Origin of the sequence: Phytopseudomonas punonensis (assembly GCF_900142655.1) — a bacterium.
In the GTDB taxonomy this organism is placed as follows: Bacteria; Pseudomonadota; Gammaproteobacteria; order Pseudomonadales; family Pseudomonadaceae; genus Aquipseudomonas; species Aquipseudomonas punonensis.
Genome location: NZ_FRBQ01000001.1, coordinates 1169937 through 1193543, shown reverse-complemented (window position 1 = coordinate 1193543; position 23607 = coordinate 1169937). Strand labels below are relative to the sequence as shown.

The following is a 23607-nucleotide window of genomic DNA, read 5'->3' as shown; positions in this document are numbered from 1 at the left end:
GTAATCGAATTCGCGAGGCCAGCCTGGCTGGCCCGAACCAAGGAGTCTTCATGCCGCACCTTTCTTCATCGCTGGATGTCACCCAACTGCCGAGCTGGCAAGCCCTGGTCGCGCACCGCGAGCGCCTCGCCAGCTTCAGCATGCGCCAGGCCTTCGCTGCCGACCCGCAGCGTTTCGAGACCTTCAGCCTGAGCGGTTGCGGGTTGTTCCTGGATTACTCGAAGAACCTGATCAACACCGAAACCCGCGAGCTGCTGGTCAACCTGGCCCGTGAAGTCGGCCTCGAGCGAGGCATTCGTGCACTGTTCGACGGTGAACTGCTGAACAACACCGAACAGCGCCCGGCATTGCATACCGCTTTGCGCCGCCCACTGGGCGACAAGGTGGAAGTCGATGGCGTCGACATCATCCCCGAGGTGCAGCGTGTGCTGCAGCAGATGACCGAGCTGGTCGGGCGCATCCACAACGGTCTGTGGCGCGGCTACACCGAGAAGCCGATCACCGACGTGGTGAACATCGGCATCGGCGGCTCCTTCTTGGGCCCGCAGTTGGTTTCCGAGGCGCTGCTGCCGTTCGCCCAGCGCGGCGTGCGTTGCCATTACCTGGCCAACATCGACGGCAGCGAGTTCCATGAGCTGGCCGCCAAGCTGCGTGCCGAAACCACCCTGTTCATCGTCTCGTCGAAATCCTTCGGCACCTTGGAAACCCTGAAGAACGCCCACGCCGCCCGCGGCTGGTATCTGGCCCAGGGCGGCTCGGAAGCCGAGTTGTATCGCCATTTCATCGCTGTATCGAGCAACCGTGAAGCGGCGGTGGGCTTTGGTATCCGCGAGGAAAACATCTTCCCGATGTGGGACTGGGTCGGCGGCCGTTACTCGTTGTGGTCGGCCATCGGCTTGCCGATTGCCCTGTCCATCGGCATGTCCAACTTCAAGGAGCTGCTGTCCGGTGCCTATCGCATGGACGAGCACTTCAAGACCGCGCCGTTCGAGGAGAACATGCCGGTGCTGCTGGCCCTGCTGGGCGTGTGGTACGGCAACTTCTGGAATGCCCAGAGCCACGCCATCCTGCCGTACGACCACTACCTGCGTAACATCACCAAGCACCTGCAGCAGCTGGACATGGAGTCCAACGGCAAGAGCGTGCGCGGCGATGGCCAGCCGGTCAACGTGGCTACCGGGCCGGTGATCTGGGGCGGTGTGGGCTGTAACGGCCAGCATGCTTACCACCAGTTGCTGCACCAGGGCACCCAACTGATCCCGGCGGATTTCATCGTCCCGGTGAGCAGCTACAACCCGGTCGCCGACCACCATCAGTGGTTGTACGCCAACTGCCTGTCGCAGAGCCAGGCGCTGATGCTCGGTAAATCCCGCGAGGAAGCCGAGGCCGAACTGCGCGCCAAGGGCATGAGCGAAGACGACGTGCAGCGCCTGGCGCCGCACAAGGTGATCCCCGGCAACCGGCCGAGCAACACCTTGGTGATGGAGCGCGTCAGCCCCCGTCGCCTGGGCGCGCTGATCGCCATGTATGAGCACAAGGTGTTCGTGCAGAGCGTCATCTGGGGCAATAACGCCTTCGACCAGTGGGGCGTTGAGCTCGGCAAGGAGCTGGGCAAAGGCGTCTATTCGCGCATGGTCGGCAGCGATGAAGTCGCCGCCGAAGATGGCTCTACCCAGGGCCTGATCAACTTCTTCCGCGGTCACCACCGCGGCTGATCGCTGCGCTGCAGCGTCGGGCAGCTTTACGCCGCATGTGCGTAAAAACTGCCCGACGCTCCTTACTTGAACGATATCGCCAGTAGCTCGTCCTGTGCGGGCATCACGCAGCTACTGTGCGTTTTCTGATCAAAAACCGCTCGCGGTAACACCTGCGACATCTGCACGGTTTTCTACGGAATCGCTATCAGCGCCTTGGTAGAGCGGCTGCCTAATTGGCTCGAATGAGCCTGACGAAGTGGCACTGCCGTTACATAACGTCTGCCGATTTGGCCTGCATTTCTTGTGATTAAGGTTGGTTTAAGCCTTCATGGGTAACTTCGTCTGCGATGTGACCAAATAGTCACGAAGCAGGCTGCCATTAGATGGCAAGTCAATATCACGACTGAAAACCAGGAGGCACCATGAGCGAGCGCATCCGTTCCATCCGATCCGCCACACCCAACGCAGCCGGTAAGCAGAGTGCAGATGAGGCCCTGCAAACTCTGCTTGATGGCTTTCAGCGTTTTCGCACCGATGTTTTCCCCGACCAGCGCGAGCTGTTCAGCAAACTGGCCCGCCAGCAAAGCCCGCAAGCCATGTTCATCACCTGCGCGGACTCGCGCATCGTCCCTGAGCTGATCACCCAGAGTGACCCCGGTTCGCTGTTCGTGACCCGTAACGTCGGCAACGTGGTGCCGCCTTATGGCCAGATGAATGGTGGTGTTTCCACTGCCATCGAATACGCGGTGATGGGGCTGGGCGTGCAGCACATCATCATCTGTGGCCACTCCGACTGCGGTGCCATGAAGGCGGTGCTCAACCCACAGAGCATTGAACGCATGCCGACGGTCAAGGCCTGGCTACGCCACGCCGAGGTCGCCAAGACCGTTACCCAGCAGAGCTGCGGCTGCGCCGAACACCAGGAGCTTGGCGTGTTGACCGAAGAAAACGTGGTCGCCCAGCTCGATCACCTGCGTACCCACCCCTCCGTGGCTGCGCGCCTGGCCAGCGGCCAGCTGTTCATTCATGGCTGGGTCTACGACATCGAGAACTGCACCATCAAGGCGTACGACGCCGAGCGTGGCGAGTTCTTGCCCCTCGATGGCGAAACCACCCCCAGCGCCAGTCCGCGCGCCCGCTACCTGGCGTCATAAGACGCTGCGACAGGACGTCACCCGGTGGCCATGAATCGACCCGCGGGCTAGCCCGCCCATAATCGACAGCCGTATTCGGGCCTGTTGCCCTGACTAGTCAGGGCAACGGCCTCTTGGGTTTTGACTGCCTTACACCTGCTGATGGTGAGCCGTCGCTCATCGTCATGACTTTTTGTGCGCTGGATCTGCAGGAGACCGCACCATGACCCTCACTTCATTCAAAGCCGCTCTACCCCGAGATGCACTGGCATCCATCGTGGTATTTCTCGTCGCCCTGCCACTATGCATGGGCATCGCCATCGCTTCCGGTATGCCGCCGGCCAAGGGCCTGATCACCGGCATCATCGGCGGTCTGGTGGTTGGTTGGCTGGCCGGCTCGCCACTGCAGGTCAGCGGCCCCGCCGCCGGCCTGGCCGTACTGGTGTTCGAGCTGGTACGCACCCACGGCATCGCCATGCTCGGGCCGATCCTGCTGCTCGCCGGCCTGCTGCAACTGGTCGCTGGGCGCCTGCGCCTCGGTTGCTGGTTCCGCGTTACGGCACCGGCGGTGGTGTACGGCATGCTCGCCGGCATCGGCATCCTCATCGTGCTTTCGCAGTTCCACGTGATGTTCGATGTGAAGCCCCAGGCATCCGGCCTGGACAATCTTTTGGCCTTCCCGGATACCTTGCGTCAGGCGATCCCGGGGCTGGGTAGCGGCAGTGCCCTGGCAGCGGCGTTGCTGGGCTTCGGCACCATCAGCTGCATGTTTCTGTGGGACAAGCTGCGCCCCCAGGGCCTGCGCTTTCTGCCTGGCGCACTGATCGGCGTGACGCTGATGACCCTGATCAGCCTGTGGCTGGGCCTGGGTGTGGCGCGGGTCGAGGTGCCGGCGAACCTGAGCGATGCCATCGACTGGATACAACCGGCTGACCTGTTCAACTTGGCCAACCCGCAGATCATCCTGGCCGCGGTGGTGGTGGCCTTTATCGCCAGTGCCGAAACCCTGCTGTCGGCCGCGGCGGTGGACCGCATGCACACCGGGCCGCGCTCCAACCTGGATCGTGAGCTGTCTGCCCAGGGCATCGGCAACATGCTCTGCGGCCTGCTCGGTGCGCTGCCGATGACCGGAGTGATCGTGCGCAGCTCGGCCAACGTCCAGGCCGGCGCCCGTACCCGCATGTCGACCATCTTCCATGGGGCCTGGCTGCTGGCCTTCGTCATGCTGCTGCCGGCGGTGCTGCAGAGCATTCCGGTCGCCTGCCTGGGTGGGGTGCTGGTCTACACCGGCTTCAAGCTGGTCGACATCAAAGCCATCCGCAGCCTCGGCCGTTATGGTCGCGCCCCGGTGTTCATCTATGCCGCGACCGCCCTGGGCATCGTCGCTGTCGACCTGCTGACCGGCGTGCTGATCGGTTTCGCCCTGACCCTGCTCAAGCTGGCCGGCAAGGCCTCGCGCCTGAAGGTCAGCCTCAACGAGCTCGGCCCCGATGAAGCGGAGCTACGCCTGACCGGCTCGGCGACCTTCCTCAAGGTGCCGCACCTGGCCAGCGTGCTCGAAGGCATTGCGCCGACCACCCGCCTGCACGTGCCGCTCGACAACCTCAGCTATGTCGACCATGCCTGCATGGAGCTGCTCGATGACTGGGGCCGTGCGGCCGAGCAGCAGGGTGGCGCGCTGCTGATCGAGCGCCATGGTCTTACCCGTCGGCTCGAGGGCCGTGCGCTGAGCATGCGCCGCGCGGTGGCCTGAGGCAGGCCTGCGGCGGGCTGTCAGCGTGACAGCCCGCCGCAGGGGTAAACGGCCACCTGGCGGCGCGTATCTGGTACCTTTTCCCGCTGCGCATCGCCAGATGGCCGATCCCAGTGCCGCCCAGGCACAGCTTCCCCGCGAAGTCGGGCATCGGGCCATACAGGGCGATACCCTTCACCCTGACCAGCGTGGCCGCCATGACTCGCAAGCACCTCACCGTATTCGCCCTTATCGCCGCCGTTGCCCTGGTGCTCGGCCTGATCGCCAGCCAGGCACTGCGCGGCACGTCCAATGACGCTGCGGCGCTGCTCGACGCCGGCATCGTCATGCTGCCCCAGCAGCGCCAGGTCCCCGCCCTGGATTTCCTCGACCAGGACGGTCAGACCTTCTCCACCGGCCAGCTCAAGGACCAGTGGAGCCTGTTGTTCTTCGGCTACACCTTCTGCCCGGACATCTGCCCGGCGACCCTGGCGCAGCTGCGCCAACTGCGCACGCAGATCCCGGAAGAGACCTGGAATAACCTGCGCATCGTGCTGGTGAGCGTCGACCCGGCCCGCGACACGCCGGAGCAGATGAAGAAATACCTGGGCTACTTCAATGCCGGCTTCATGGGCCTGAGCGGCGAGCCGGATACCATCCAGGCACTCTCCAACGCGGTGAGCATTCCCTACATTCCGGCCGATACCAGCAAGGAAAACTACACCGTCGACCACAGTGGCAACCTCGCCATCATCGGCCCGGACGGCACCCAGCGCGGCTTTATCCGCGCGCCGATCAATGTCGACAAGCTGGCGGCGCAGCTGCCGGTGTTGATCAACGGAAGATGATCGACAGCGATTGATGGGTTTCACCTACGCGGCCCGACCCATCCTACGGATCTGGGGGCGGTGGCTATCCTCGTAGGATGGGTGAAACCCATCACCACCAAAACCAAAAACGACCCAAGGAAGGGAACGTTGATGACCGACTATCGACGCCACTACCGCCCAGGTGGCATCTACTTCTTTACCCTAGTTCTCGCCGATCGCCGCCAGGAATGGCTCGTTTCCCATATCGCTGCCCTGCGCCAGAGCTTCCTCGAAGAGCAGCGCCGTGCGCCTTTTGCCTTGCAGGCTTGGGTAGTCCTGCCCGAGCACTGCCACCTGTTGATGCGCCTACCCGAGGGTGACAGCGACTTCTCCACTCGGCTGCGACGCATCAAAGGTGATTTCTCCCGGCAGCTTCCGCTTCCTGCGAACCTGCGCCAAAGCCAGGTAGCGAAGGGCGAGCGTGGTATCTGGCAACGTCGCTTCTGGGAGCACGCCATTCGGGATGAAGAGGATTGGCAGCGGCATATGGATTACATCCACCACAATCCGGTCAAGCACGCTTTGGTGGAGAGGGTTTGCGATTGGCCCCATTCGTCATTTCACGCGTATGTGCAGCGTGGTGTGTATCCGCCGGATTGGGGATGGGCCGCGGAGGTGGAGATGGCGGCGGGGGAGTGAGCGCGGGATTGGTTGTGATGGGTTACGGCGTGGTGCATTGATGGGTTTCACCCATCCTACGGATCGACTCCGGCGTAGTCTTTGTAGGATGGGTGCAACCCATCAAGCTCCTAAACCTATTTGGCGAACAGCTGACTCATGTCCTTGAATGCCTTGAACTCGAGGGCATTGCCGCAGGGGTCGAGCAGGAACATGGTGGCTTGCTCGCCAACCTGGCCCTTGAAGCGGATGTAGGGCTCGATCACGAACGCGGTTTCGCGCGCCTGGAGGCGCTGCGCCAGGGCTTCCCAGATTGGCCAGTCGAGAATCACGCCGAAGTGCGGCACCGGCACATCGTGGCCGTCCACCGGGTTGCTGATAGCCGATTCCTGGTGCGGCATTTTCGGCGCTTCGTGGATCACCAGCTGGTGGCCGAAGAAATCGAAATCCACCCAGTGATCGCTGCTGCGACCTTCGGCGCAGCCGAACACCTGGCCATAGAAATGCCGGGCGGCGGCCAGGTCGTAGACGGGAATGGCCAGGTGAAACGGGGACAGTGCCATGTGTGAGCTCCTCAGGTCGGTGTCACCGATTCTAGATGCAAGAATTTTGATTAAAAGCGAATATTATTGCCATCCATCTCAAATGAAATTGATCAATGCTCCGAGAATTGAAAACCTTCGTGGCCGTGGCCCGCTACGGCACCTTCGCTGCTGCCGGGCTTCGCGTAGGCCTTACGCAATCGGCGGTCAGCGCGCAGATGCGCGTGCTGGAGCAGAGCCTCGGCGTGCGCCTGTTCGACCGCAGTGGTCGTAGCGCGGTACTCAGCGCCGGTGGGCGCCATGCCTTGCCGCTGGCCGAGCAGATGCTTGGCTTGTTCGCGCAGATGGCCGTGCCGACTGCGCTCGAAGAATGGCAGGGTGAGCTGAAGATCGGCGCTATTGCCAGCGTGCAAACTGGGCTGTTGCCCGAAGCCCTGGTGCGCTTTCGCACCCGGGCTTCTCAAGTCGAGCTGAAGTTGGTGCCTGGGGTTTCCCTCGATCTGCTCGGCCAGGTGGACGCCGGCGAGCTGGATCTGGCCGTGCTGATCCGTCCGCCGTTTGAACTGCCCAAAGAGCTTCTGCAGGTGGAGCTGGTGCGCGAGCCCTTCGTGCTGATCGCACCGCCCGGCATGACGGGCGATGATCCGCTGCATCTGCTACGCGAGCAGCCCTTCGTGCGCTACGACAGGCGCTCTTTCGGCGGCCGCCAGGTCGAGCGCTTTCTGCGCGAACAACGGCTGACGCCCCGCGAGGCGTTGGAGCTGGACGAGCTGGAAGCCATCGTGCGCATGGTCGAGTGCGGCCTCGGCGTGTCACTGATCCCCCGCGCCGGCCTCTGGTGTCAGCGGCCGCAGACGCTACGCGTGCTGGAGCTGGGCGAGCTGACCTTTCACCGCGAGCTGGTGGTGATTTTGCGCCGCGCCCAGCGTCAACCAGCGTTGGACTGGTTGCTGCAATGCCTGGCGAAGCCACTGTCTGGCGAAACCGGCTTATGATCACGCCTCCTGTCGAGCGGAGGTGTGACGGATGAACAAGGATATCGGCGAGATCAACGGTGCCTGCCACTGCGGCGACGTGCGTTTTCACATGACCCTCAGCAACGGTCTGCACAGCGCAAGGCGCTGCAATTGCTCTTATTGCCGGATGCGCGGTGCGGTGGCGGTTTCGGCCGAGCTGGCGGACTTCCATATTCTCCAGGGGGCCGAGTTGCTGACGGTCTATCGCTTCAATACCATGAGCGCCCAGCACTTCTTCTGCTCACGCTGTGGCATCTACACCCATCATCAGCGCCGCTCCAATCCCCACCAGTACGGCGTCAACGTCGCCTGCCTGGAGGGCATCAGCCCGTTCGATTTCGACGAAGTACCGGTCAGCGATGGCATCGCCCATCCCAAGGACGATCCCACTGGCGCCGGGCCGCGGCAGGCTGGCGTATTGCGCTTTATTCCCGCCGACTGAGAGCCTTTTCACGATCTGCTACGCGTCGGCCCTACTGCGTTAAAAAACTGGCTGGATTGCCAGCCCAGTCGGAATGCTCATTTACAGCTCGTAAACTCCGCTTCCTCGCTTGTTTTTGTGGGGCCGCCTAGGCCTTGTATGGCTCTAGCTCGCGAGACCGTGAACAGGCTCTGAGAAACCTGGGCCGCAGATATGAAAATGCCGCGTAGCTTGAGGGCTACGCGGCATCGAGTACTGCAGGGAGGATTGCGGCGATCAGAACGCCGGAACCACTGCGCCTTTGTATTTTTCCAGGATGAAGGCTTTCACGTCATCGCTATGCAGGGCCTTGACCAGCTTCTGCACGGCCGGGCTGTCCTTGTTGTCTTCGCGGGTCACCAGGATGTTCACGTACGGCGAGTCGCTGCCTTCGATGGCCAGGGCGTCCTGGGTCGGGTTCAGCTTGGCCTCCAGGGCGTAGTTGGTGTTGATCAGCGCCAGGTCGACCTGGGTCAGCACGCGCGGCAGGGTGGCGGCTTCCAGTTCACGCACCTTGATGCCTTTCGGGTTCTCGGCGATGTCTTTCGGCGTGGAGAGGATATTGGTCGGATCCTTCAGGGTGATCACGCCGGCTTTCTGCAGCAGCAGCAGGGCGCGGCCGCCATTGGTAGCATCGTTGGGGATCACCACGTTGGCGCCTTGTGGCAGGTCTTTCAGATCCTTGATCTTGCTGGAGTAGGCTCCGAACGGCTCGACGTGCACGCCGGCAACGCTGACCAGGCTGGTACCACGGCTCTTGTTGAACTCGTCCAGGTAGGGCTGATGCTGGAAGAAGTTGGCGTCCAGGCGCTTCTCGGCGACCTGTACGTTGGGCTGTACGTAGTCGGTGAACACCTTGACGTCTAGCTCCACGCCTTCTTTAGCCAGGGCTGGTTTGACGAAATTGAGGATGTCCGCGTGCGGTACGGCAGAGGCAGCGACGCGCAGGGTTTCAGCCTGGGCGGTGCTGGAGAAGGCTGCGACGACAGCCAGGGCAGTGAGCAGTTTTTTCATCGTTGACTCCTTGAAATGAGACGGCGCGGCGGCAGGCTGCCGCTGGCCCTTCCAGCTGTTTTATTTACGAGAGAAGTGCACCACCAGGCGGTCGCCGATGGTTTGCAGAATCTGTACGAGCACCACCAGCAGCGCCACGGTCACGAACATCACGTCCGGCTGATAACGCTGATAGCCGTAACGCACCGCCAGGTCGCCCAGGCCACCGCCGCCGATTAGGCCGCTCATCGCGGTGTACGAGACCAGGGTGATGGCCGTGACTGTGATGGCCGCGAGAATGCCCGGCAGGGCCTCCGGCAGCAGCGCGTTGAAGATGATCTGCCGGGTGCTCGCGCCCATCGCCTGGGTCGCTTCGATGATGCCGCGGTCAACCTCGCGCAGGGCGGTTTCCACCAGGCGCGCGAAGAAGGGCGTGGCACCGACAACCAGCGGCGGAATGGCCCCAGCGACGCCGAGTGAGGTGCCGGTGATGAGTACCGTGACCGGGATCAGCAGGATCAGCAGGATCACGAACGGCACCGAACGCAGCACGTTCACCACCAGGGAGATCACCGCGTACAGGCCCTTCTGTTCGAACATCTGCCGCGGCCCGGTAAGGAACAGCAGCACGCCCAGGGGCAGGCCGAACAGTACGGTGAACAGCATGGAGCCGCCGAGCATGTTCAGGGTATCGATACTGGCCTGCCAGATTTCCAGCCAGTCGACGTTGGGCAATAAGGTTTCCATCAGCGCAAGACCTCCAGGTGCACGTCAGCCGCTTCGAAGCGGGCCAGGGCGGCGTCGATATCGCCGCCGGTCAGCGCCAGGGTCAGCTGGCCGTAGGGCGTGTCCTTGATGCGGTCGATGCGTCCGGCAAGGATGCTGTAGTCGATGCCGGTTTCCCGCGCCACTTGGCCCAGAACCGGCGAATAGGTGGACTCGCCGATAAAGGTCAGGCGCAGGATGCGCCCCTGCACATGGGCGAAATCGTCGCGCTGGTCGTTCTCGTCGACATGCTCGGCTTCCTGCACGAAGCGCTTGGTGGTGGCGTGCTGCGGATGCAGGAATACGTCGGCCACCGGGCCCTGCTCGACGATCACGCCGGCATCCATGACCGCCACGCGGTCGCAGACGCGGCGGATCACGTCCATCTCATGGGTGATCAGCACGATGGTCAGGCCCAGCTCGCGGTTGATCTCGGCGAGCAGCTGCAGCACCGAAGCGGTGGTTTGCGGGTCGAGGGCGCTGGTGGCTTCGTCGCAGAGCAGAATCTTCGGCCTTGTCGCCAGGGCGCGGGCAATGCCGACTCGCTGCTTCTGGCCGCCGGAAAGTTGCGCCGGGTACTTGTTGGCATGGTCTTGAAGGCCGACTCGCTCGAGCAGGGCGGCGACGCGCTGGTCGATTTCCTTCGTCGGAACGCCTGCCAGTTTCAGCGGCATGCCGACGTTGGCAGCAACGGTCTTGGACGACAGCAGGTTGAAGTGCTGGAAGATCATGCCCACTTGCTGGCGGAATTTGCGCAGGCCGTCGGCGCCGAGGGCGGTGACGTCCACGCCATCGATGTCGATGCGCCCGCCGGATGGCTCTTCGAGGCGGTTGATCAGGCGCAGCAGGGTGCTTTTGCCGGCGCCGGAGTGGCCGATAATGCCGAATACTTCGCCACGTTCGATATGCAAATCGCAGGGTTGCAGGGCGGGAATGTCGCGGCCACTGACGCGGTACGCCTTGTGGACCTGATGAAAGTCGATCACGCGTTAAACCTTTTGGGTTCGTCGGTTTGCCGGGTAGGCATAAGAGTGGCGCTAGTTTACCTGGCGCTCGTTAGACCTCAAAAATCTTTGTAGGCCTATGTTTATATCTAAAAAGCTGGTCTGGCGGGCAGTGTAACCGGCTTACTGATCACGCATACGCAGCACCAGACGCGGCACCTGCACCGGTTTGACGGCGTGGCTGAGCGTCAGCTTGTAGGTCGGATCACGCTTCATCACCCGTGCTTCGAGCAGGGCGCTGACGCGGCGCAGATCCTCGGCGCTGCGGACCTGGATATGCACGGTACGGTCGAAGGTCACCACGTCTGCGGCAACGGCATCCAGGCGTTCGAACAGCGCCACTTCGTCGCGACTGTCGAGCATCGCCAGGCTGATTTCACTGCGTTTGGCTGTCGGGTCTATCAGCTCTGCGCTGGCTTGAACCGGCGCATCGTCGGCTGCGCGACTAGCCGCGGCTTGCGCTTCGGCCGCCTGGCGCAGCAAACGCAGCTGTTCTTGGCGCGCGGCCTGAGCTTGTTCGACGGCGCTGCGCTCGGCCTCGCGGGCCTTGCCGATGGCGCCGTCCAGGCCAGTGGTCAGCGCTGGAGCTTTAGGCATCAGGGTGCGGGCATGGGCCAGAGATTTGGCCGCCTTGTCGAGGTCACCGCCTTCCAGCGCCTTCTGGCCTTCCTGCAGGTAGGCCTCAGAAAGCTGTCGCTGAGCCTGCAGCAACGCGGCAGGGTCGCCACTTTCCTGCAGGGTCGCGAGCTGCGTCTCGGCTTCGGCGAGCAGGCCTTCGGCGAGGTAGTCGTCGAACTGCTCCTGCGGAGTGGGCGCTGCGACCACGGCAACCGGAGTTGGATCGGCCGCTTCGCGGCTCTGGCAGCCAACGGTCAGCAGAGCCAGCATGGCCAGGGCAACGCAGCGTAAAGGAAACGATGTCATGACTGCGAGTCTCGATCTGTGCAAAAAATACGCAATTCTACACGGCGCCCGATGGGCCACCAAATATGACGGCTCACACCCTGCGGCGCGGCAGCAAAAAGCTCAGCAGGAACAGGCTGGCGGCTGACACGACGATCGATGGGCCGGCGGGCGTGTCCTTGAACCAGGACAGACTCAGACCGCAGCACACCGCCACGATTCCCAGCAGGCTGGCGCCAAAAGCCATTTGTTCCGGCGTACGGGCGTGGCGCTGGGCGGCGGCGGCGGGGATGATCAGCAACGAGGTGATCAGCAGCACGCCGACAATCTTCATCGCCACGGCGATAACGATGGCGATCAGCAGCATCAGGCCCAGGCGAATGGCGGCCACGGGCAGGCCTTCGACCCTGGCCAGTTCTTCGTGCACGGTAATCGCCAGCAGCGGACGCCACATCAGCACCAGCAGCACCAGCACCAGCGCGCTACCGGCCAGAATCCATGCCAAGTCGGTGGGGCTGACGGCGAGCAGGTCGCCAAACAGGTAGCCCATCAGGTCGATGCGCACGTCACGCATGAAGCTCAGCACCACCAGGCCCAGCGACAGCGTGCTGTGGGCGAGGATGCCGAGCAGCGTATCGCTGGCCAGCGGCTGGCGGGTCTGCAGGGTGACCAGCAGGATCGCTAGCAGCACGCAGCCGACGGTCACCGCAAAGGTTGGGCTGACATCCAGCATCAGGCCCAGCGCCACGCCGAGCAGCGCTGCGTGAGAAAGGGTGTCGCCAAAATAGGCCATGCGCCGCCACACCACGAAGGAGCCCAGCGGGCCGGCGACCAGCGCCAGGGCGAGGCCGGCGAGCAGGGCGTTGAGAAGAAAATCAGCCATGCTTGCAGCCGTCTCCATGTACGTGAGGGACCGGGCCATGGATGGTCAGGCCGGGTTTGTCGCTGACCACGCCGCCAGTGAGGTCGTGCTCATGGTCGTGATGGTGGTGATAGACCGCCAGGCTCTGGGCGTCGCGGCCAAACAGCTCGACAAAGGCCGGATCGAAGCTGACCTGCTCCGGGTGGCCCGAGCAGCATACGTGGCGGTTCAAGCACACCACCTGATCGGTTGTGCTCATCACCAGGTGCAGGTCGTGGGAGACCATCAGCACGCCGCAACCGTGGCGGTCACGCAGGCGGGTGATCAGGCGGTACAGTTCGGCCTGGCCAGCCACGTCGACACCTTGCACCGGCTCATCGAGTACCAGCAGTTCGGGCTCGCGCAGCAGGGCGCGGGCCAGCAGCACACGCTGCAGTTCGCCGCCGGAGATGCCCTGCAGAGGGCTGTCGAGCACCTGGCTGGCGCCGACTTCAGCCAATGCCGCCTGAGCGCGCGCCCGGTCAACTCCGGGCACCAGGCGCAGGAAGCGCAATACGCTGAGCGGCAGGGTTGGGTCGACATGCAGCTTCTGCGGCATATAGCCGATACGCAATTTCGGCTTGCGCCAAACGCTGCCGGTATCCTGCTTGAGCAGGCCGAGCACGGCGCGCACCAGGGTGGTCTTGCCGGCGCCGTTGGGGCCGATCAGCGTGACGATCTCGCCCGGCTTGATGGTCAGCTCAACCTTGTCCAGCACGGTTTGCCCGGAGAAACCGACAGTCACGCCTTCGAGGCGAATCAGTGCGTCGCTCATTTGCTGCCTTGGCAGCCTGCGCACAGGCCGACGACTTCAACGGTCTGGCTTTCCACCACGAAGCCGACGCCCTTGGCGCCGCGCACGATGGCATCGCTGATGGCAGTCTGCTCCAGCTCCACGGCAGCGCTGCAGTTGCGGCAGATCAGAAACTGGCTCTGGTGTGCGTGCGCCGGGTGGCTGCAGCCGACAAAGGCGTTGAGCGATGCGATGCGATGCACCAGGCCGTTTTCCAGCAGGAAATCCAGTGCGCGGTAGACGGTGGGTGGCGCGGCGCGGCGGCCGTCTTCTTCGCTGAGCACACCGAGAATGTCATAAGCGCCCAGCGGCTTGTGGCTGGCCCAAACCAGCTCCAGCACGCGCTTGCGCAGGGCGGTCAGGCGCAGGCCCTGGCGTGCGCAGATGGCCTCGGCTTCGGCCAGCGCATGGCTGACGCAATGGGAGTGATCATGGGGGCGCGATGCCAGTGGCGGCACGACGCTGACGGGTTTGTACATGGCAAGGGCCTCGAAGCGTAGGACGTTATTCTATTACGCATCGGCCGCATGATGCCACGCGTGGCGGACAGCCAGCCGATATCCAGGCTGCGGCGGCTCGACAAGTGACATCACCAATAACGAAAGAGATGTTATTGTATTACCCCGCTTGCTGATTACCGAATCCTTTGCCTATGTTGCCGCGCCTGTTTTCTCCCGCGTCTCTGATTCTTTCCTGCGCTCTATTCATCGCTGCAGGCGCCGCCCATGCCGAGGTGCGTGTGCTGACCAGCATCAAACCGTTGCAACTGATTGCCGCGGCCGTGCAGGACGGCGTCGGCGAGCCTGAAGCGCTGCTGCCGCCGGGCGCGTCGCCGCATAATTACGCGCTGCGGCCTTCCGACATGCGCCGGGTGCAGGAAGTCGACCTGGTTTACTGGATCGGCCCGGACATGGAGAGCTTCATGCCCCGCGTGCTGGCCACCCGAGAGAAGCCCAGCGTAGCCGTGCAGAGCTTGCCGGGCATGACGCTGCGGCATTTCGGCGAGGAGCATGGCCACGATCACGATCACGATCACGATCACGATCACGATGCAGCGCATGCGCAGGAGCCGGCCGACGAGCATGACCATGACCATCGCCCCGGCAGCCTGGATGCCCACCTCTGGTTGTCCGCAGCCAATGCGCGGGTGATTGCCGCGCGCATGGCGGCTGACCTGAGAGAAGCCGACCCGGCCAATGCGCCGCGTTACGCCGCCAACCTCGAATCGTTCGGCAAGCGTCTGGACTCTCTGGAGCCGCGTCTGCAGGCCCAGCTGGAGCCGTTGGCCGGCAAACCGTTCTTCGTGTTCCACGAAGCGTTCGACTACTTCGAGTCTGCCTATGGCCTCAAGCATGTCGGCGTATTCAGCGTGGCCAGCGAGGTTCAGCCGGGTGCTCGCCATGTGGCGGCCATGCGTGAGCGCTTGCAGGAAGTCGGGCCCAGCTGCGTGTTCAGCGAGCCGCCGCTGCGCCCACGCCTGGCGGAAACGCTGACCGCCGGTCTGCCAGCAACGCTGGCCGAGCTGGATGCTATGGGCGCCGTAGTGCCTGTCAGTGCAAGCGGTTACGAGGGCATGCTGCAGAACCTTGCCGATGGGTTCAGCGCCTGCCTCGGTAAGCTTTAAGGCATAGTCGTGAACAGACCAGGCAGAACGCTTGCCAGCGATCAGCGAACGTTCTGCCGGAGAGCTTAAAGCGCGAACGGCAACGTCAGGCTGACCTGCTGGCGTGCGGCCAGGCGGCGCTGGAACTCGCCCGGATCGTGGATCAGCACGTCCTGGCCGGCAAAGGCCTCGGCGGCGATCAGGCGCGACAGCCAGAAACGCACGCAGGCGATGCGCAGCATGGCTGGCCAGATTTCCGCTTCCGCGGCAGTGAACGGGCGCAGCGCGGCATAGGCGCCCATCACGGCGCGAGCGCGCGCTTCATCCAGGCGGCCTTGTTCGTCCGAGCACCAGTCGTTCACGGTGATCGCCAGGTCGTAGAGCATCGGCCCCGAGCAGGCGTTATAGAAGTCGATCACCCCGCTCAGGTGGGTGCCTTCGAACATGCAGTTGTCGCGGAACAAGTCGGCGTGCAGGTTGGCGCGCGGCAGTTTGCGCACCTGCTCCTGCACGGCGGCGATTTCCGCCAGCGCGCTTTCCAGCAGCGCGGTGGCCTCCGGCGTCTGGTGTGTGGCCAGCACCTTGCCCTCGCGCAGCATCCATTCCAGACCGCGGTCGCTCTTGCGCTGCAGCGGGTGGTCGCGGGTCGCCAGGTGAATGCGCGCCAGCAGCTCGCCCACTTCATGGCAATGCTGGGCATTGACGTCGCGCACGTGCTTGCCGCTCAGCCGCGGTTGCAGCAGCGCCGGCTTGCCGGCCAGGCTGCGCAGCGCTTCGTCGTTGTCAGTGCGCAAGGCATACGGAACGGGCAGCCCTGCCTCGTGGAGAACATCGAGCAGCTCGATGAAGAACGGCAGATCCTCGCTCGGCCCGCGCTCGATCAAGGTGAGCACGAACTCGCCCTGTTCCAGGCTGACGAAGAAATTGCTGTTCTCGCTACCGGCCTCGATGCCCTGAAAGTCGAGCAGGCGGCCGAGCCCGTAAGGCGCGAGAAAGGTTTCCAGTTGCGGACGTTGCAGCGGGGTGAACACCGACATGAATTGACTGCCTTACCAGCTGAAGATTTCCCAGGCCGGAATCAACATATCCGGCGAATCGGAACGCACGAAATTGCCGTCGCTGCCGTCGGCCCGTACCAGGAAATAGGGTTTGCCACCCTTGGGGGTGACCTTGATGGCGTAGAGGAAGCCGTTGACCCGGTACTCCTCCACGGTGCGGTCGCCGTCCTGGCGGATGGTTACATCGGGCTCGGCCGAGGGCGCATCACTGGCCTGCGCGGCGAACGGCACGGCAGCCAGCACGGCAAGCAGGATCAAGCGATTGAATGGTCCCATGGTAACCTTGTCCCTTTGATATCAACGGTGCCGCGTATTCTAGCGCCACGCCCGCCGAAAAGGTTGATTGCCCTCATGAGCCAAGCTCCCCTCGTCCTGGTCGACGGTTCTTCTTATCTGTACCGCGCCTTTCACGCCCTGCCGCCACTGACCAATTCCAAGGGCCTGCCCACTGGCGCGGTGAAGGGCGTACTGAACATGCTGCGCAGCCTGCGCCGGCAGTATCCGGACAGCCCCTTCGCCGTGGTCTTCGATGCCAAAGGCGGCACCTTTCGCGATGAAATGTTCGCCGACTACAAGGCCAACCGCCCGCCAATGCCCGACGAGTTGCGCCTGCAGGTCGAGCCGCTGCACGCCAGCGTGCGCGGTCTGGGTCTACCGTTGCTTTGCGTGGAAGGGGTGGAAGCTGACGACGTGATCGGCACTCTGGCCCGGCAGAGCGCCGCCGAGGGTCGCGACGTGGTGATTTCCACCGGCGACAAGGACATGGCGCAGCTGGTCTGCAAGCACGTCACCCTGGTCAACACCATGACCGGCAGCGTCTACGACATCGAGGGTGTGAAGGAGAAGTTCGGCGTCGGCCCTGAGCTGATCATCGACTACCTGGCGCTGATGGGCGACAAGATCGACAACATTCCCGGCGTGCCGGGTGTGGGCGAGAAGACTGCGCTGGGCCTGCTGGTCGGCATTGGCGGCGGCCTGGACGTGATCTACGCCAACCTCGACAAGGTGCCCGACCTGCCGATTCGTGGCGCCAAGACGCTGCCCGCCAAGCTCGCAGAACACCGTGAGATGGCTTATCTGTCTTACAAACTGGCGACCATCAAACTGGATGTGCCGCTGGACCTGAACTGCTCGCAACTGATGCCCGGCGAGCCGGATATCGAGGTGCTGCGCCCGCTCTACGAGGATCTGGAGTTCAAAGGCTGGCTCGACGAGCTGCTGCGCCAGACCAAGAGCGCTGCGCCGAAAGCCAAGTCGGCCGCCAAATTGGAACTCGCGCCGCCGGCCGGTGACTTGTTCAGTGCGGCGGCCAGTGGCGAGCCGGGCGAGGCACAGGGTGAAGTCCCGGCAGTCGAAGCCGCCGCCGACGTACAGCAGGCAGCGACCGATGATCAGGCGACCATGGTCGCGGGTGAGTACCGCACGATTCTTGAGCAGGGCGAGTTCGATACCCTGTTGGAGGACCTCAAGCAGGCCGAGCTGATCGCCTTCGACACCGAAACCACCAGCGTCGACGCCCAGCAGGCGCAGCTCGTTGGTCTATCGTTCGCGGTCAAGGCCGGCGAGGCAGTGTATGTGCCGGTCGCGCACAGCTATATGGGCGTGCCGCAGCAGCTCGATCGCGATGCCGTGCTGCGCGCGCTCAAGCCGATTCTCGAAGACCCGAACAAGGCCAAGGTCGGCCAGCACGCCAAATACGACATCAACGTACTGGCCAATGCCACCACGCCGATCAACGTGCAGGGCGTGGCGTTCGACACCATGCTCGAATCCTACGTGCTGGACTCCACCGCCACCCGTCACGACATGGACAGCCTGTCGCTCAAGTACCTGGGGCACAGCACCATTCGTTTCGAGGGTATCGCCGGCAAGGGCGCCAAGCAGCTGACCTTCGACCAGATCGCTCTGGAACAGGCCGGCCCTTACGCCGCAGAAGATGCCGACGTGACCCTGCGCCTGCACCAGAATCTGTGGAGCCGCCTGGAGCAACAGCCGAGCGTCGCCAGCGTGCTGCGCGATATCGAGATCCCGCTGGTGCCGGTGCTGGCGCGTATCGAGCGCAATGGCGCGCTGGTCGACGCCAAGCTGCTCGGCGAGCACAGCAGGGAACTCGGCGAGAAGCTGGTGGCCTTGGAGCGCCAGGCGTTTGAAGTGGCGGGGGAGGAGTTCAACCTCGGCTCGCCCAAGCAGCTCGGCGCCATCCTTTATGAAAAGCTCGGCTTGCCGATTATCAGCAAGACCGCCAAGGGCCAGGCCTCGACCGCCGAAGCGGTGCTCGCCGAGCTGGCCGAGCAGGATTACGAACTGCCCAAGGTGCTGATGCAGTACCGCAGCCTGAGCAAGCTCAAGAGTACTTACACCGATCGCCTGCCGGAGCAGATCAACCCGCGTACCGGGCGTATCCACACCAGTTATCAACAGGCCGTGGCGTCTACCGGGCGGCTGTCGTCCAGTGACCCGAACCTGCAGAACATTCCGATCCGCAGCGCCGAGGGCCGGCGCATTCGCCAGGCCTTCGTGGCGCCGAAGGGCTACAAGCTGGTGGCGGCGGACTATTCGCAGATCGAGTTGCGCATCATGGCGCACCTGTCTCGCGACGAAGGATTGATGAACGCCTTCCGCGACAACCTCGACGTACACACCGCGACCGCTGCGGAAGTATTCAAGGTCGAGCTGGATCAGGTCACCAACGATCAGCGCCGCAGTGCCAAGGCAATCAACTTTGGCCTGATCTACGGCATGGGCGCGCAGAAGCTGGCCAAGGACATCGGCGTCGACAACAAGACCGCCAAGGCCTATATCGAAACCTACTTCGCCCGTTACCCGGGCGTGCGCGAGTACATGGACCGTACCCGTCGCCAGGCGGCGGAGCAGGGTTACGTGGAGACTCTGTTCGGCCGTCGCCTGTACCTGCCGGCGATCAACTCCAGCCGGCCGCAGGAGCGCGCCGGTGCCGAGCGCACGGCGATCAACGCGCCGATGCAGGGCACCGCAGCGGATATCATCAAGAAGGCCATGGTGGCGGTGGATGAGTGGCTGAGCGAATCCGGGCTGGACGCCCGGGTGATCCTGCAGGTGCACGATGAACTGGTGCTGGAGGTGCGCGAGGATCTGGTCGAGCAGGTTAGCGCGCAGATTCGTCCGCTGATGGGCGAGACCGTGAAGCTCGATGTACCACTGCTGGTCGAAGTCGGCGTCGGCAACAACTGGGATGAAGCTCACTGATCTGTCGGGGCGCTGCTGCGTCCCGTTATCAGTTAGTACTGGGCGGTCTTAATGGTTATTAAGACCAAACAAAGGAATCTAAGGGCCGCTGAACTTTACTTCTGGACGCCCGGTCAGAGTTTACGAATGGCCCATAAAGCCCTTCGATGCTCCTTTGTTGTGTTAAGTGTTGGCAGACATCTGAGCCCCGCCCTAGCGGTTCAGACCCTTAAACCCCGATCTTCTCCCTCCCCATACGAAGTTCGGGGTTTTTTTTGCCTGCAGAAAAGTGCCGGCAGCCCTAGTTCACCCATTCCTCCCTGGAGCCTAGCCGCTCCTCGGCAGAGCGCAACGCAAAACGCCCCGCGTTTGCGGGGCGTTTCAAGATGTAGCCTGGCGTTGAGCGTAGCGATACCCAGGAAGAGCATGTGGCTACTCCCGGGTGTCGCTACGCTCGACCACGGGCTACTACAAGCGCATCAGTCTTCGGCTTGGTCGTCGTCTTCTTCGCCGATCAGGCCCAGCCAGTGGCCGAGAACGGTCTGCGCGTCTTCCACGCCAATGCGCTTGGGCGCCGAGAACAGTTGGATGCTGACGTGATCGCCCCACCCCTTGCGGATCTCCTGCTGCACCTTGAGCAAGGTGGTTTTCGCCGCGCCAAAGGCCAGCTTGTCGGCCTTGGTCAGCAGGATGTGCATCGGCATGCCGCTGGCGCCCGACCAGTCGAGCATCATGCGGTCGAACTCGGTCAGCGGATGGCGGATGTCCATCATCAGCATCAGGCCGCGCAGGCTCTCACGGCTACCCAAGTAGGCCTCGAGGTGTTTCTGCCAGTGCAGCTTGAGCGGGATCGGCACTTTGGCGTAGCCGTAACCAGGCAGGTCGACCAGGCGGCGCTCTTCGTCCAGGCGGAAGAAGTTCAGCAGCTGAGTGCGCCCCGGGGTTTTCGAGGTACGAGCCAGGCTGGCGTGGGTCAGGGTGTTCAGCGCGCTGGACTTGCCGGCGTTGGAGCGGCCAGCGAAGGCGACTTCATAGCCCTGGTCGTCCGGGCATTGGTCGACCTTGGCGGCGCTGATCAGAAAGGTGGCTTGCTGACACAAGCCGATTGCAGGGTTCTTTGCTTGCATCGGGGTATCCGGTGATGGGGCGTGCATCGCGGCAGTCTAACAGGCTGGGGGCTTGCTGACCCGCGCAGCCTGACTGCCTTGAAGGCACGTCATCTCAAAGTGCTTGCGACCACAGCGTGACGTCGAGGCGGTATTCGGCTCCCGGTGCGAGGATCAGCGAGTCGTCCAGCACGTTGGCGTGCTCGATGCAGAGCATGCCCTGCCAGGCGTCGTCGGCAAATTGCGAGAGGCGCTTGGCCTTGGCGATCCACGGGTTCCACACCACCGCTGAGGCCGAGCCTTCGCTACGCATGACAATGCGCCGCTTCCAGAGCGGGTCGACGATGCTCAGCTGTTGCGGCGTGTCGAGGTAGATGCGGTCGGTTTCGCCGCTGAAGGTCACCGGGCCTTTCTGGCGCACTTTCTTCCAGTCCTGCAGGGTGTCGACGTAGCGGCAGGCGTCCAGGCCTTCGATCTGTACCTTGCGGATATCGCTGACCGCGAAGTAGGTGTGCAGCGCCTGGCTGATCGGCAGTTCGTTGTCGCCCAGGTTGCGGGTGGTCAGGATCAGCTTCAGGCGCTCGCCGAGGTGGATGTCCAGCTGCAGCTCGGCGGCATGCGGCCATTCGGCAATCGGCTGGGCGGCGGTGTCGAAGGCGAACGACAGTGTCACGCCATCTTCTTCGGTATTCAGGCCGATCAATTGCCAAGCCTGGTCGCGCACCAGGCCGTGGGCCGGAGCCTGATCAGGGCGGGTGTACGTGGCGCGGATGGCGTCTGGGTTGCGCTGCAGGTCGCCGAACCAGGGCCAGCACACCGGCACGCCGCCGCGTACGCTCTTTCCGGTTTCGTATGCCGCCTCTTCGCTGAGCCAGATCAGCGGCTCACCCTTGGTAGGCTTATAGCGAAGGATCTGCGCGCCTTGCTCACTGACCAACAGCTCGGCGCCGGCATGATGGATGCGCCAGCAGACCAGGTCGCCCAGCTGGATGCGTTCGTTGGTGGTGCTCATGGACGTGCTGCTCCTGTAGAGATTGGCTGTTGGGCCACGAGGCGGCGGCGAGGTTCGCCAGTGCCCATAAAAAACGCCCGTCGAAACGGGCGTTTATGCTGCCAGGCAGTCAAGAACCGTAGACTTGCTCCGGCAACCAGGTAATCAATCCTGGGAAAATGTAGGCGATCACCAGCAGCAACAGCTGTATCAGGATAAACGGCACCACGCCCTTGTAGATGGTGCTGGTCGGTATGCTGGGCGGCGTGACACCGCGTAGATAGAACAGCGCGAAGCCGAAGGGGGGCGTCAGGAACGAGGTCTGCAGGTTGAGCGCGATCATCACGCCGAGCCAGACCGGGTCAAGGCCCATGGCCAGCAGTACGGGGCCGACGATTGGCACCACCACGAAAGTGATTTCGATGAAGTCGAGAATGAAGCCGAGCAGGAAGATCACCAGCATGACCAGGAAGAATGCGCCGAGCACGCCGCCTGGCAGCTGTGCGAACACGTCCTCGATCAGTGCTTCGCCGCCGAAACCGCGGAACACCAGCGAGAACAGCGAGGCGCCGATCAGGATCATGAACACCATCGCGCTGATTTCAGTAGTGCCGTAGGCCACGTCACGAAGTTGTCCGAAATTCAGCTTCCCCTTGAACAGTGCCAGCAGCATGGCACCTACCGCGCCAAGTGCAGCGGCTTCGGTCGGGGTCGCATAACCCGCCAGGATCGAGCCAAGTACTGCACCGATAAGCACCAGCGGCGGCACCAAGGCTTTCAGCAGCTTGCCCCACTCGACGTCACCGAGTTCTTCCTTGGGCAGCGCAGGCAGCTTCTTCGGCTGCAGGATCGCTACGGCGATGATGTAGACGATATACAGGCCTACTAGTAGCAGGCCTGGCAGCAGGGCACCGACGAACAGATCGCCGACCGAGACGGTCTTCGGTGAGAAGATGCCCATCTTCAATTGCGCCTGCTGATAGGCGCTCGACATCACGTCGCCCAGCAGCACCAGTACGATGGAAGGCGGGATGATCTGGCCCAGGGTGCCAGTCGCCGCCAGCGTGCCGGTAGAGATGGCCGGGTCATAACCGCGGCGCAGCATGGTCGGCAGGGCCAGTAGACCCATGGTCACCACGGTGGCGCCGACGATGCCGGTGCTGGCCGCGAGCAGCGCGCCCACCACGCAGACCGAAATCGCCAGACCGCCGCGCAAGGTGCCGAACAGGCGCGACATTGATTCGAGCAAGTCTTCGGCCACGCGCGAGCGCTCCAGCATCACGCCCATGAACACGAACAGCGGCACGGCCAGCATGGTCTGGTTGTTCATGATGCCGAACAGACGGTTGGGCAGGGCGCTCAAGTAGCCAGGGTCGAAGCTGCCGGTGGCAATGCCGATACCAGCGAACAGCAAGGACACGCCACCGAGTGTGAAGGCCACCGGGTAACCGGCCATCAGTGCCACGCAGATGCTGGCGAACAGCAGTATTGCCATTAACTCAGCCATGTTTCACCTCCGCGGCGGGCAGGCGGCCGGTGATGATATAGATCGCCTTGATCAGGTTGGAAACGCCCTGGAGCGTCAGGCTAACGACCAGCAACAAGATGATGCTCTTCTGCAGATAAACGAATTTCAGGCCGCCCGATTCGCTGGAGCCTTCATAGGTTGCCCACGCATTGCTCACGTAATCCCAACTCGCCCAGCCGAGGAATAGGCAGACGGGCAAAAGAAACAAGACGTTGCCCATTATCTCGACCAGCGCCTGACGGCGGCCGCTGAATTGCTGGTAGAAGATGTCCACACGCACGTGGGCATTGCGTTGCAGCGCCCAGGCTGCGGCGCCCATGAAGACCAGGGCGTGTGCGTAGAGCACCGCTTCCTGCAGGGCGGTTGCGCCGATACCGAAGCCGTAGCGCAGCACCACGACGATGGTGGTGCCCAGCACCAGAAACAGAGTCAGCCATGAGCATGCCTTGCCAATGGCGCTGTTGATCGCGTCGATGGTTCTGGCCAGGCTCAGGGGAAGTGAAGGCGAGTTGGACATAGATCGTCCTTATAGTTATCGGGAGTGTTGGCAAAAGCGGCTGATTCTAGGCAGTTACCCGCTGAAACAGCAATCGCCGTACGACTTTAGTCAGCTTTGCTATACCTGATGTCAGCTTGCTTCTAATGTAGCCACATTTGCGCGTGTCGCGAGGCTTGAGCGTTCGGGCGGCGA

General features: G+C 63.1%; 23 protein-coding genes. 9 read left to right on the top strand and 14 right to left on the bottom strand.

The window, feature by feature from the left end:
- Nucleotides 1–50 precede the first annotated feature (50 nt).
- The 5 genes from pgi to BUC40_RS05405 all read left to right on the top strand — a co-directional run bounded on the left by pgi (nt 51) and on the right by BUC40_RS05405 (nt 6070).
- Nucleotides 51–1715: a glucose-6-phosphate isomerase gene (pgi, locus tag BUC40_RS05425; protein WP_073263333.1), complete on the top strand. Its 1665-nt coding sequence runs from the start codon at nt 51–53 to the stop codon at nt 1713–1715.
- 404 nt (nt 1716–2119) lie between these two features.
- Nucleotides 2120–2851 carry a carbonic anhydrase gene (locus tag BUC40_RS05420; RefSeq protein WP_073263331.1) on the top strand — a complete coding sequence of 244 codons (732 nt, stop codon included), beginning with the start codon at nt 2120–2122 and terminating at the stop codon, nt 2849–2851.
- Between the two features lie 202 nt (nt 2852–3053).
- Nucleotides 3054–4583, top strand: coding sequence for a SulP family inorganic anion transporter (locus BUC40_RS05415; RefSeq protein WP_073263329.1), 1530 nt, complete (start codon nt 3054–3056; stop codon nt 4581–4583).
- 197 nt (nt 4584–4780) lie between these two features.
- The gene (locus tag BUC40_RS05410; protein ID WP_073263327.1) at nt 4781–5410 is read left to right on the top strand and encodes an SCO family protein; all 630 of its coding nucleotides are present in this window, start codon (nt 4781–4783) and stop codon (nt 5408–5410) included.
- Nucleotides 5411–5542: 132 nt separating this feature from the next.
- Nucleotides 5543–6070 carry an REP-associated tyrosine transposase gene (locus BUC40_RS05405; protein WP_073263325.1) on the top strand — a complete coding sequence of 176 codons (528 nt, stop codon included), beginning with the start codon at nt 5543–5545 and terminating at the stop codon, nt 6068–6070.
- 116 nt (nt 6071–6186) lie between these two features.
- Here BUC40_RS05405 and BUC40_RS05400 read toward each other — a convergent pair whose 3' ends face one another.
- Entirely contained in the window at nt 6187–6612 is a 426-nt protein-coding gene (locus BUC40_RS05400; RefSeq protein WP_013793401.1) for a VOC family protein, read from the bottom strand.
- A 95-nt stretch (nt 6613–6707) separates the two neighbouring features.
- Between BUC40_RS05400 and BUC40_RS05395 the strand changes: the two genes are divergently transcribed.
- Together BUC40_RS05395 and BUC40_RS05390 are read left to right on the top strand one after the other, a co-directional pair.
- The gene (locus BUC40_RS05395; protein ID WP_073263323.1) at nt 6708–7586 is read left to right on the top strand and encodes a LysR family transcriptional regulator; all 879 of its coding nucleotides are present in this window, start codon (nt 6708–6710) and stop codon (nt 7584–7586) included.
- Between the two features lie 31 nt (nt 7587–7617).
- A complete protein-coding gene (locus BUC40_RS05390; RefSeq protein WP_073263321.1) occupies nt 7618–8049 on the top strand; it encodes a GFA family protein in 432 nt (143 codons plus the stop codon).
- 255 nt (nt 8050–8304) lie between these two features.
- Here BUC40_RS05390 and BUC40_RS05385 read toward each other — a convergent pair whose 3' ends face one another.
- The 7 genes from BUC40_RS05385 to BUC40_RS05355 form a co-directional block, all read right to left on the bottom strand.
- Complete coding sequence (locus BUC40_RS05385; protein WP_073263319.1) at nt 8305–9081, bottom strand: MetQ/NlpA family ABC transporter substrate-binding protein; 777 nt, start codon at nt 9079–9081, stop codon at nt 8305–8307.
- A gap of 60 nt (nt 9082–9141) precedes the next feature.
- A complete protein-coding gene (locus BUC40_RS05380; protein ID WP_139272113.1) occupies nt 9142–9807 on the bottom strand; it encodes a methionine ABC transporter permease in 666 nt (221 codons plus the stop codon).
- Nucleotides 9807–10811 (bottom strand): methionine ABC transporter ATP-binding protein, encoded by a 1005-nt coding sequence (locus BUC40_RS05375; RefSeq protein ID WP_073263315.1) that lies wholly within the window; start codon nt 10809–10811, stop codon nt 9807–9809. The genes BUC40_RS05380 and BUC40_RS05375 overlap by 1 nt, the downstream gene beginning before the upstream one ends.
- Nucleotides 10812–10952: 141 nt before the next feature.
- On the bottom strand, nt 10953–11753 hold the full coding sequence (locus BUC40_RS05370; RefSeq protein WP_073263313.1) for a hypothetical protein: 801 nt from the start codon (nt 11751–11753) through the stop codon (nt 10953–10955).
- Between the two features lie 73 nt (nt 11754–11826).
- On the bottom strand, nt 11827–12615 hold the full coding sequence (gene znuB, locus BUC40_RS05365) for a zinc ABC transporter permease subunit ZnuB (RefSeq protein ID WP_073263311.1): 789 nt from the start codon (nt 12613–12615) through the stop codon (nt 11827–11829).
- Nucleotides 12608–13408 carry a zinc ABC transporter ATP-binding protein ZnuC gene (gene znuC, locus BUC40_RS05360; protein WP_073263309.1) on the bottom strand — a complete coding sequence of 267 codons (801 nt, stop codon included), beginning with the start codon at nt 13406–13408 and terminating at the stop codon, nt 12608–12610. The genes znuB and znuC overlap by 8 nt, the downstream gene beginning before the upstream one ends.
- Nucleotides 13405–13905, bottom strand: coding sequence for a Fur family transcriptional regulator (locus BUC40_RS05355; RefSeq protein WP_073263306.1), 501 nt, complete (start codon nt 13903–13905; stop codon nt 13405–13407). Before BUC40_RS05355 ends, znuC begins: the two co-directional genes overlap by 4 nt.
- Before the next feature lie 176 nt (nt 13906–14081).
- Here BUC40_RS05355 and znuA point away from each other — a divergent pair, with 176 nt between their 5' ends.
- The gene (znuA, locus tag BUC40_RS05350) at nt 14082–15050 is read left to right on the top strand and encodes a zinc ABC transporter substrate-binding protein ZnuA (RefSeq protein WP_073263899.1); all 969 of its coding nucleotides are present in this window, start codon (nt 14082–14084) and stop codon (nt 15048–15050) included.
- A gap of 65 nt (nt 15051–15115) precedes the next feature.
- On the opposite strand, the gene BUC40_RS05345 is transcribed toward znuA, so the two are convergent.
- Together BUC40_RS05345 and BUC40_RS05340 are read right to left on the bottom strand one after the other, a co-directional pair.
- Nucleotides 15116–16066 (bottom strand): homoserine kinase, encoded by a 951-nt coding sequence (locus BUC40_RS05345; RefSeq protein ID WP_073263304.1) that lies wholly within the window; start codon nt 16064–16066, stop codon nt 15116–15118.
- A 12-nt stretch (nt 16067–16078) separates the two neighbouring features.
- Nucleotides 16079–16363: a DUF2782 domain-containing protein gene (locus tag BUC40_RS05340; RefSeq protein ID WP_013793388.1), complete on the bottom strand. Its 285-nt coding sequence runs from the start codon at nt 16361–16363 to the stop codon at nt 16079–16081.
- Between the two features lie 75 nt (nt 16364–16438).
- On the opposite strand from BUC40_RS05340, the gene polA reads away from it, so the two are divergent.
- Entirely contained in the window at nt 16439–19312 is a 2874-nt protein-coding gene (gene polA, locus BUC40_RS05335) for a DNA polymerase I (protein WP_073263302.1), read from the top strand.
- 458 nt (nt 19313–19770) lie between these two features.
- On the opposite strand, the gene yihA is transcribed toward polA, so the two are convergent.
- From yihA to BUC40_RS05315, 4 genes are all read right to left on the bottom strand, one after another.
- Nucleotides 19771–20418: a ribosome biogenesis GTP-binding protein YihA/YsxC gene (yihA, locus tag BUC40_RS05330; protein WP_073263300.1), complete on the bottom strand. Its 648-nt coding sequence runs from the start codon at nt 20416–20418 to the stop codon at nt 19771–19773.
- A gap of 94 nt (nt 20419–20512) precedes the next feature.
- Nucleotides 20513–21409, bottom strand: a complete 897-nt coding sequence (locus BUC40_RS05325) for a D-hexose-6-phosphate mutarotase (RefSeq protein ID WP_073263298.1) — start codon at nt 21407–21409, stop codon at nt 20513–20515.
- 109 nt (nt 21410–21518) lie between these two features.
- Nucleotides 21519–22895 carry a TRAP transporter large permease gene (locus BUC40_RS05320; protein ID WP_073263296.1) on the bottom strand — a complete coding sequence of 459 codons (1377 nt, stop codon included), beginning with the start codon at nt 22893–22895 and terminating at the stop codon, nt 21519–21521.
- Nucleotides 22888–23433, bottom strand: a complete 546-nt coding sequence (locus BUC40_RS05315; protein ID WP_073263294.1) for a TRAP transporter small permease subunit — start codon at nt 23431–23433, stop codon at nt 22888–22890. The genes BUC40_RS05320 and BUC40_RS05315 overlap by 8 nt, the downstream gene beginning before the upstream one ends.
- Nucleotides 23434–23607 lie beyond the last annotated feature (174 nt).

Excerpts from the sequence above, each read along its gene's own strand:
- BUC40_RS05320 (WP_073263296.1), bottom strand. The coding sequence starts at position 22,895 with ATGGCTGAGTTAATGGCAATACTGCTGTTCGCCAGCATCTGCGTGGCA.
- BUC40_RS05340 (WP_013793388.1), bottom strand. The coding sequence starts at position 16,363 with ATGGGACCATTCAATCGCTTGATCCTGCTTGCCGTGCTGGCTGCCGTG.
- BUC40_RS05390 (WP_073263321.1), top strand. The coding sequence starts at position 7,618 with ATGAACAAGGATATCGGCGAGATCAACGGTGCCTGCCACTGCGGCGAC.
- znuC (WP_073263309.1), bottom strand. The coding sequence starts at position 13,408 with ATGAGCGACGCACTGATTCGCCTCGAAGGCGTGACTGTCGGTTTCTCC.
- BUC40_RS05370 (WP_073263313.1), bottom strand. The coding sequence starts at position 11,753 with ATGACATCGTTTCCTTTACGCTGCGTTGCCCTGGCCATGCTGGCTCTG.
- polA (WP_073263302.1), top strand. The coding sequence starts at position 16,439 with ATGAGCCAAGCTCCCCTCGTCCTGGTCGACGGTTCTTCTTATCTGTAC.
- BUC40_RS05405 (WP_073263325.1), top strand. The coding sequence starts at position 5,543 with ATGACCGACTATCGACGCCACTACCGCCCAGGTGGCATCTACTTCTTT.
- BUC40_RS05410 (WP_073263327.1), top strand. The coding sequence starts at position 4,781 with ATGACTCGCAAGCACCTCACCGTATTCGCCCTTATCGCCGCCGTTGCC.
- znuB (WP_073263311.1), bottom strand. The coding sequence starts at position 12,615 with ATGGCTGATTTTCTTCTCAACGCCCTGCTCGCCGGCCTCGCCCTGGCG.
- yihA (WP_073263300.1), bottom strand. The coding sequence starts at position 20,418 with ATGCAAGCAAAGAACCCTGCAATCGGCTTGTGTCAGCAAGCCACCTTT.
- BUC40_RS05355 (WP_073263306.1), bottom strand. The coding sequence starts at position 13,905 with ATGTACAAACCCGTCAGCGTCGTGCCGCCACTGGCATCGCGCCCCCAT.
- BUC40_RS05345 (WP_073263304.1), bottom strand. The coding sequence starts at position 16,066 with ATGTCGGTGTTCACCCCGCTGCAACGTCCGCAACTGGAAACCTTTCTC.
- BUC40_RS05380 (WP_139272113.1), bottom strand. The coding sequence starts at position 9,807 with ATGGAAACCTTATTGCCCAACGTCGACTGGCTGGAAATCTGGCAGGCC.
- BUC40_RS05395 (WP_073263323.1), top strand. The coding sequence starts at position 6,708 with ATGCTCCGAGAATTGAAAACCTTCGTGGCCGTGGCCCGCTACGGCACC.
- BUC40_RS05325 (WP_073263298.1), bottom strand. The coding sequence starts at position 21,409 with ATGAGCACCACCAACGAACGCATCCAGCTGGGCGACCTGGTCTGCTGG.
- BUC40_RS05420 (WP_073263331.1), top strand. The coding sequence starts at position 2,120 with ATGAGCGAGCGCATCCGTTCCATCCGATCCGCCACACCCAACGCAGCC.
- BUC40_RS05400 (WP_013793401.1), bottom strand. The coding sequence starts at position 6,612 with ATGGCACTGTCCCCGTTTCACCTGGCCATTCCCGTCTACGACCTGGCC.
- BUC40_RS05385 (WP_073263319.1), bottom strand. The coding sequence starts at position 9,081 with ATGAAAAAACTGCTCACTGCCCTGGCTGTCGTCGCAGCCTTCTCCAGC.
- BUC40_RS05315 (WP_073263294.1), bottom strand. The coding sequence starts at position 23,433 with ATGTCCAACTCGCCTTCACTTCCCCTGAGCCTGGCCAGAACCATCGAC.
- BUC40_RS05415 (WP_073263329.1), top strand. The coding sequence starts at position 3,054 with ATGACCCTCACTTCATTCAAAGCCGCTCTACCCCGAGATGCACTGGCA.
- pgi (WP_073263333.1), top strand. The coding sequence starts at position 51 with ATGCCGCACCTTTCTTCATCGCTGGATGTCACCCAACTGCCGAGCTGG.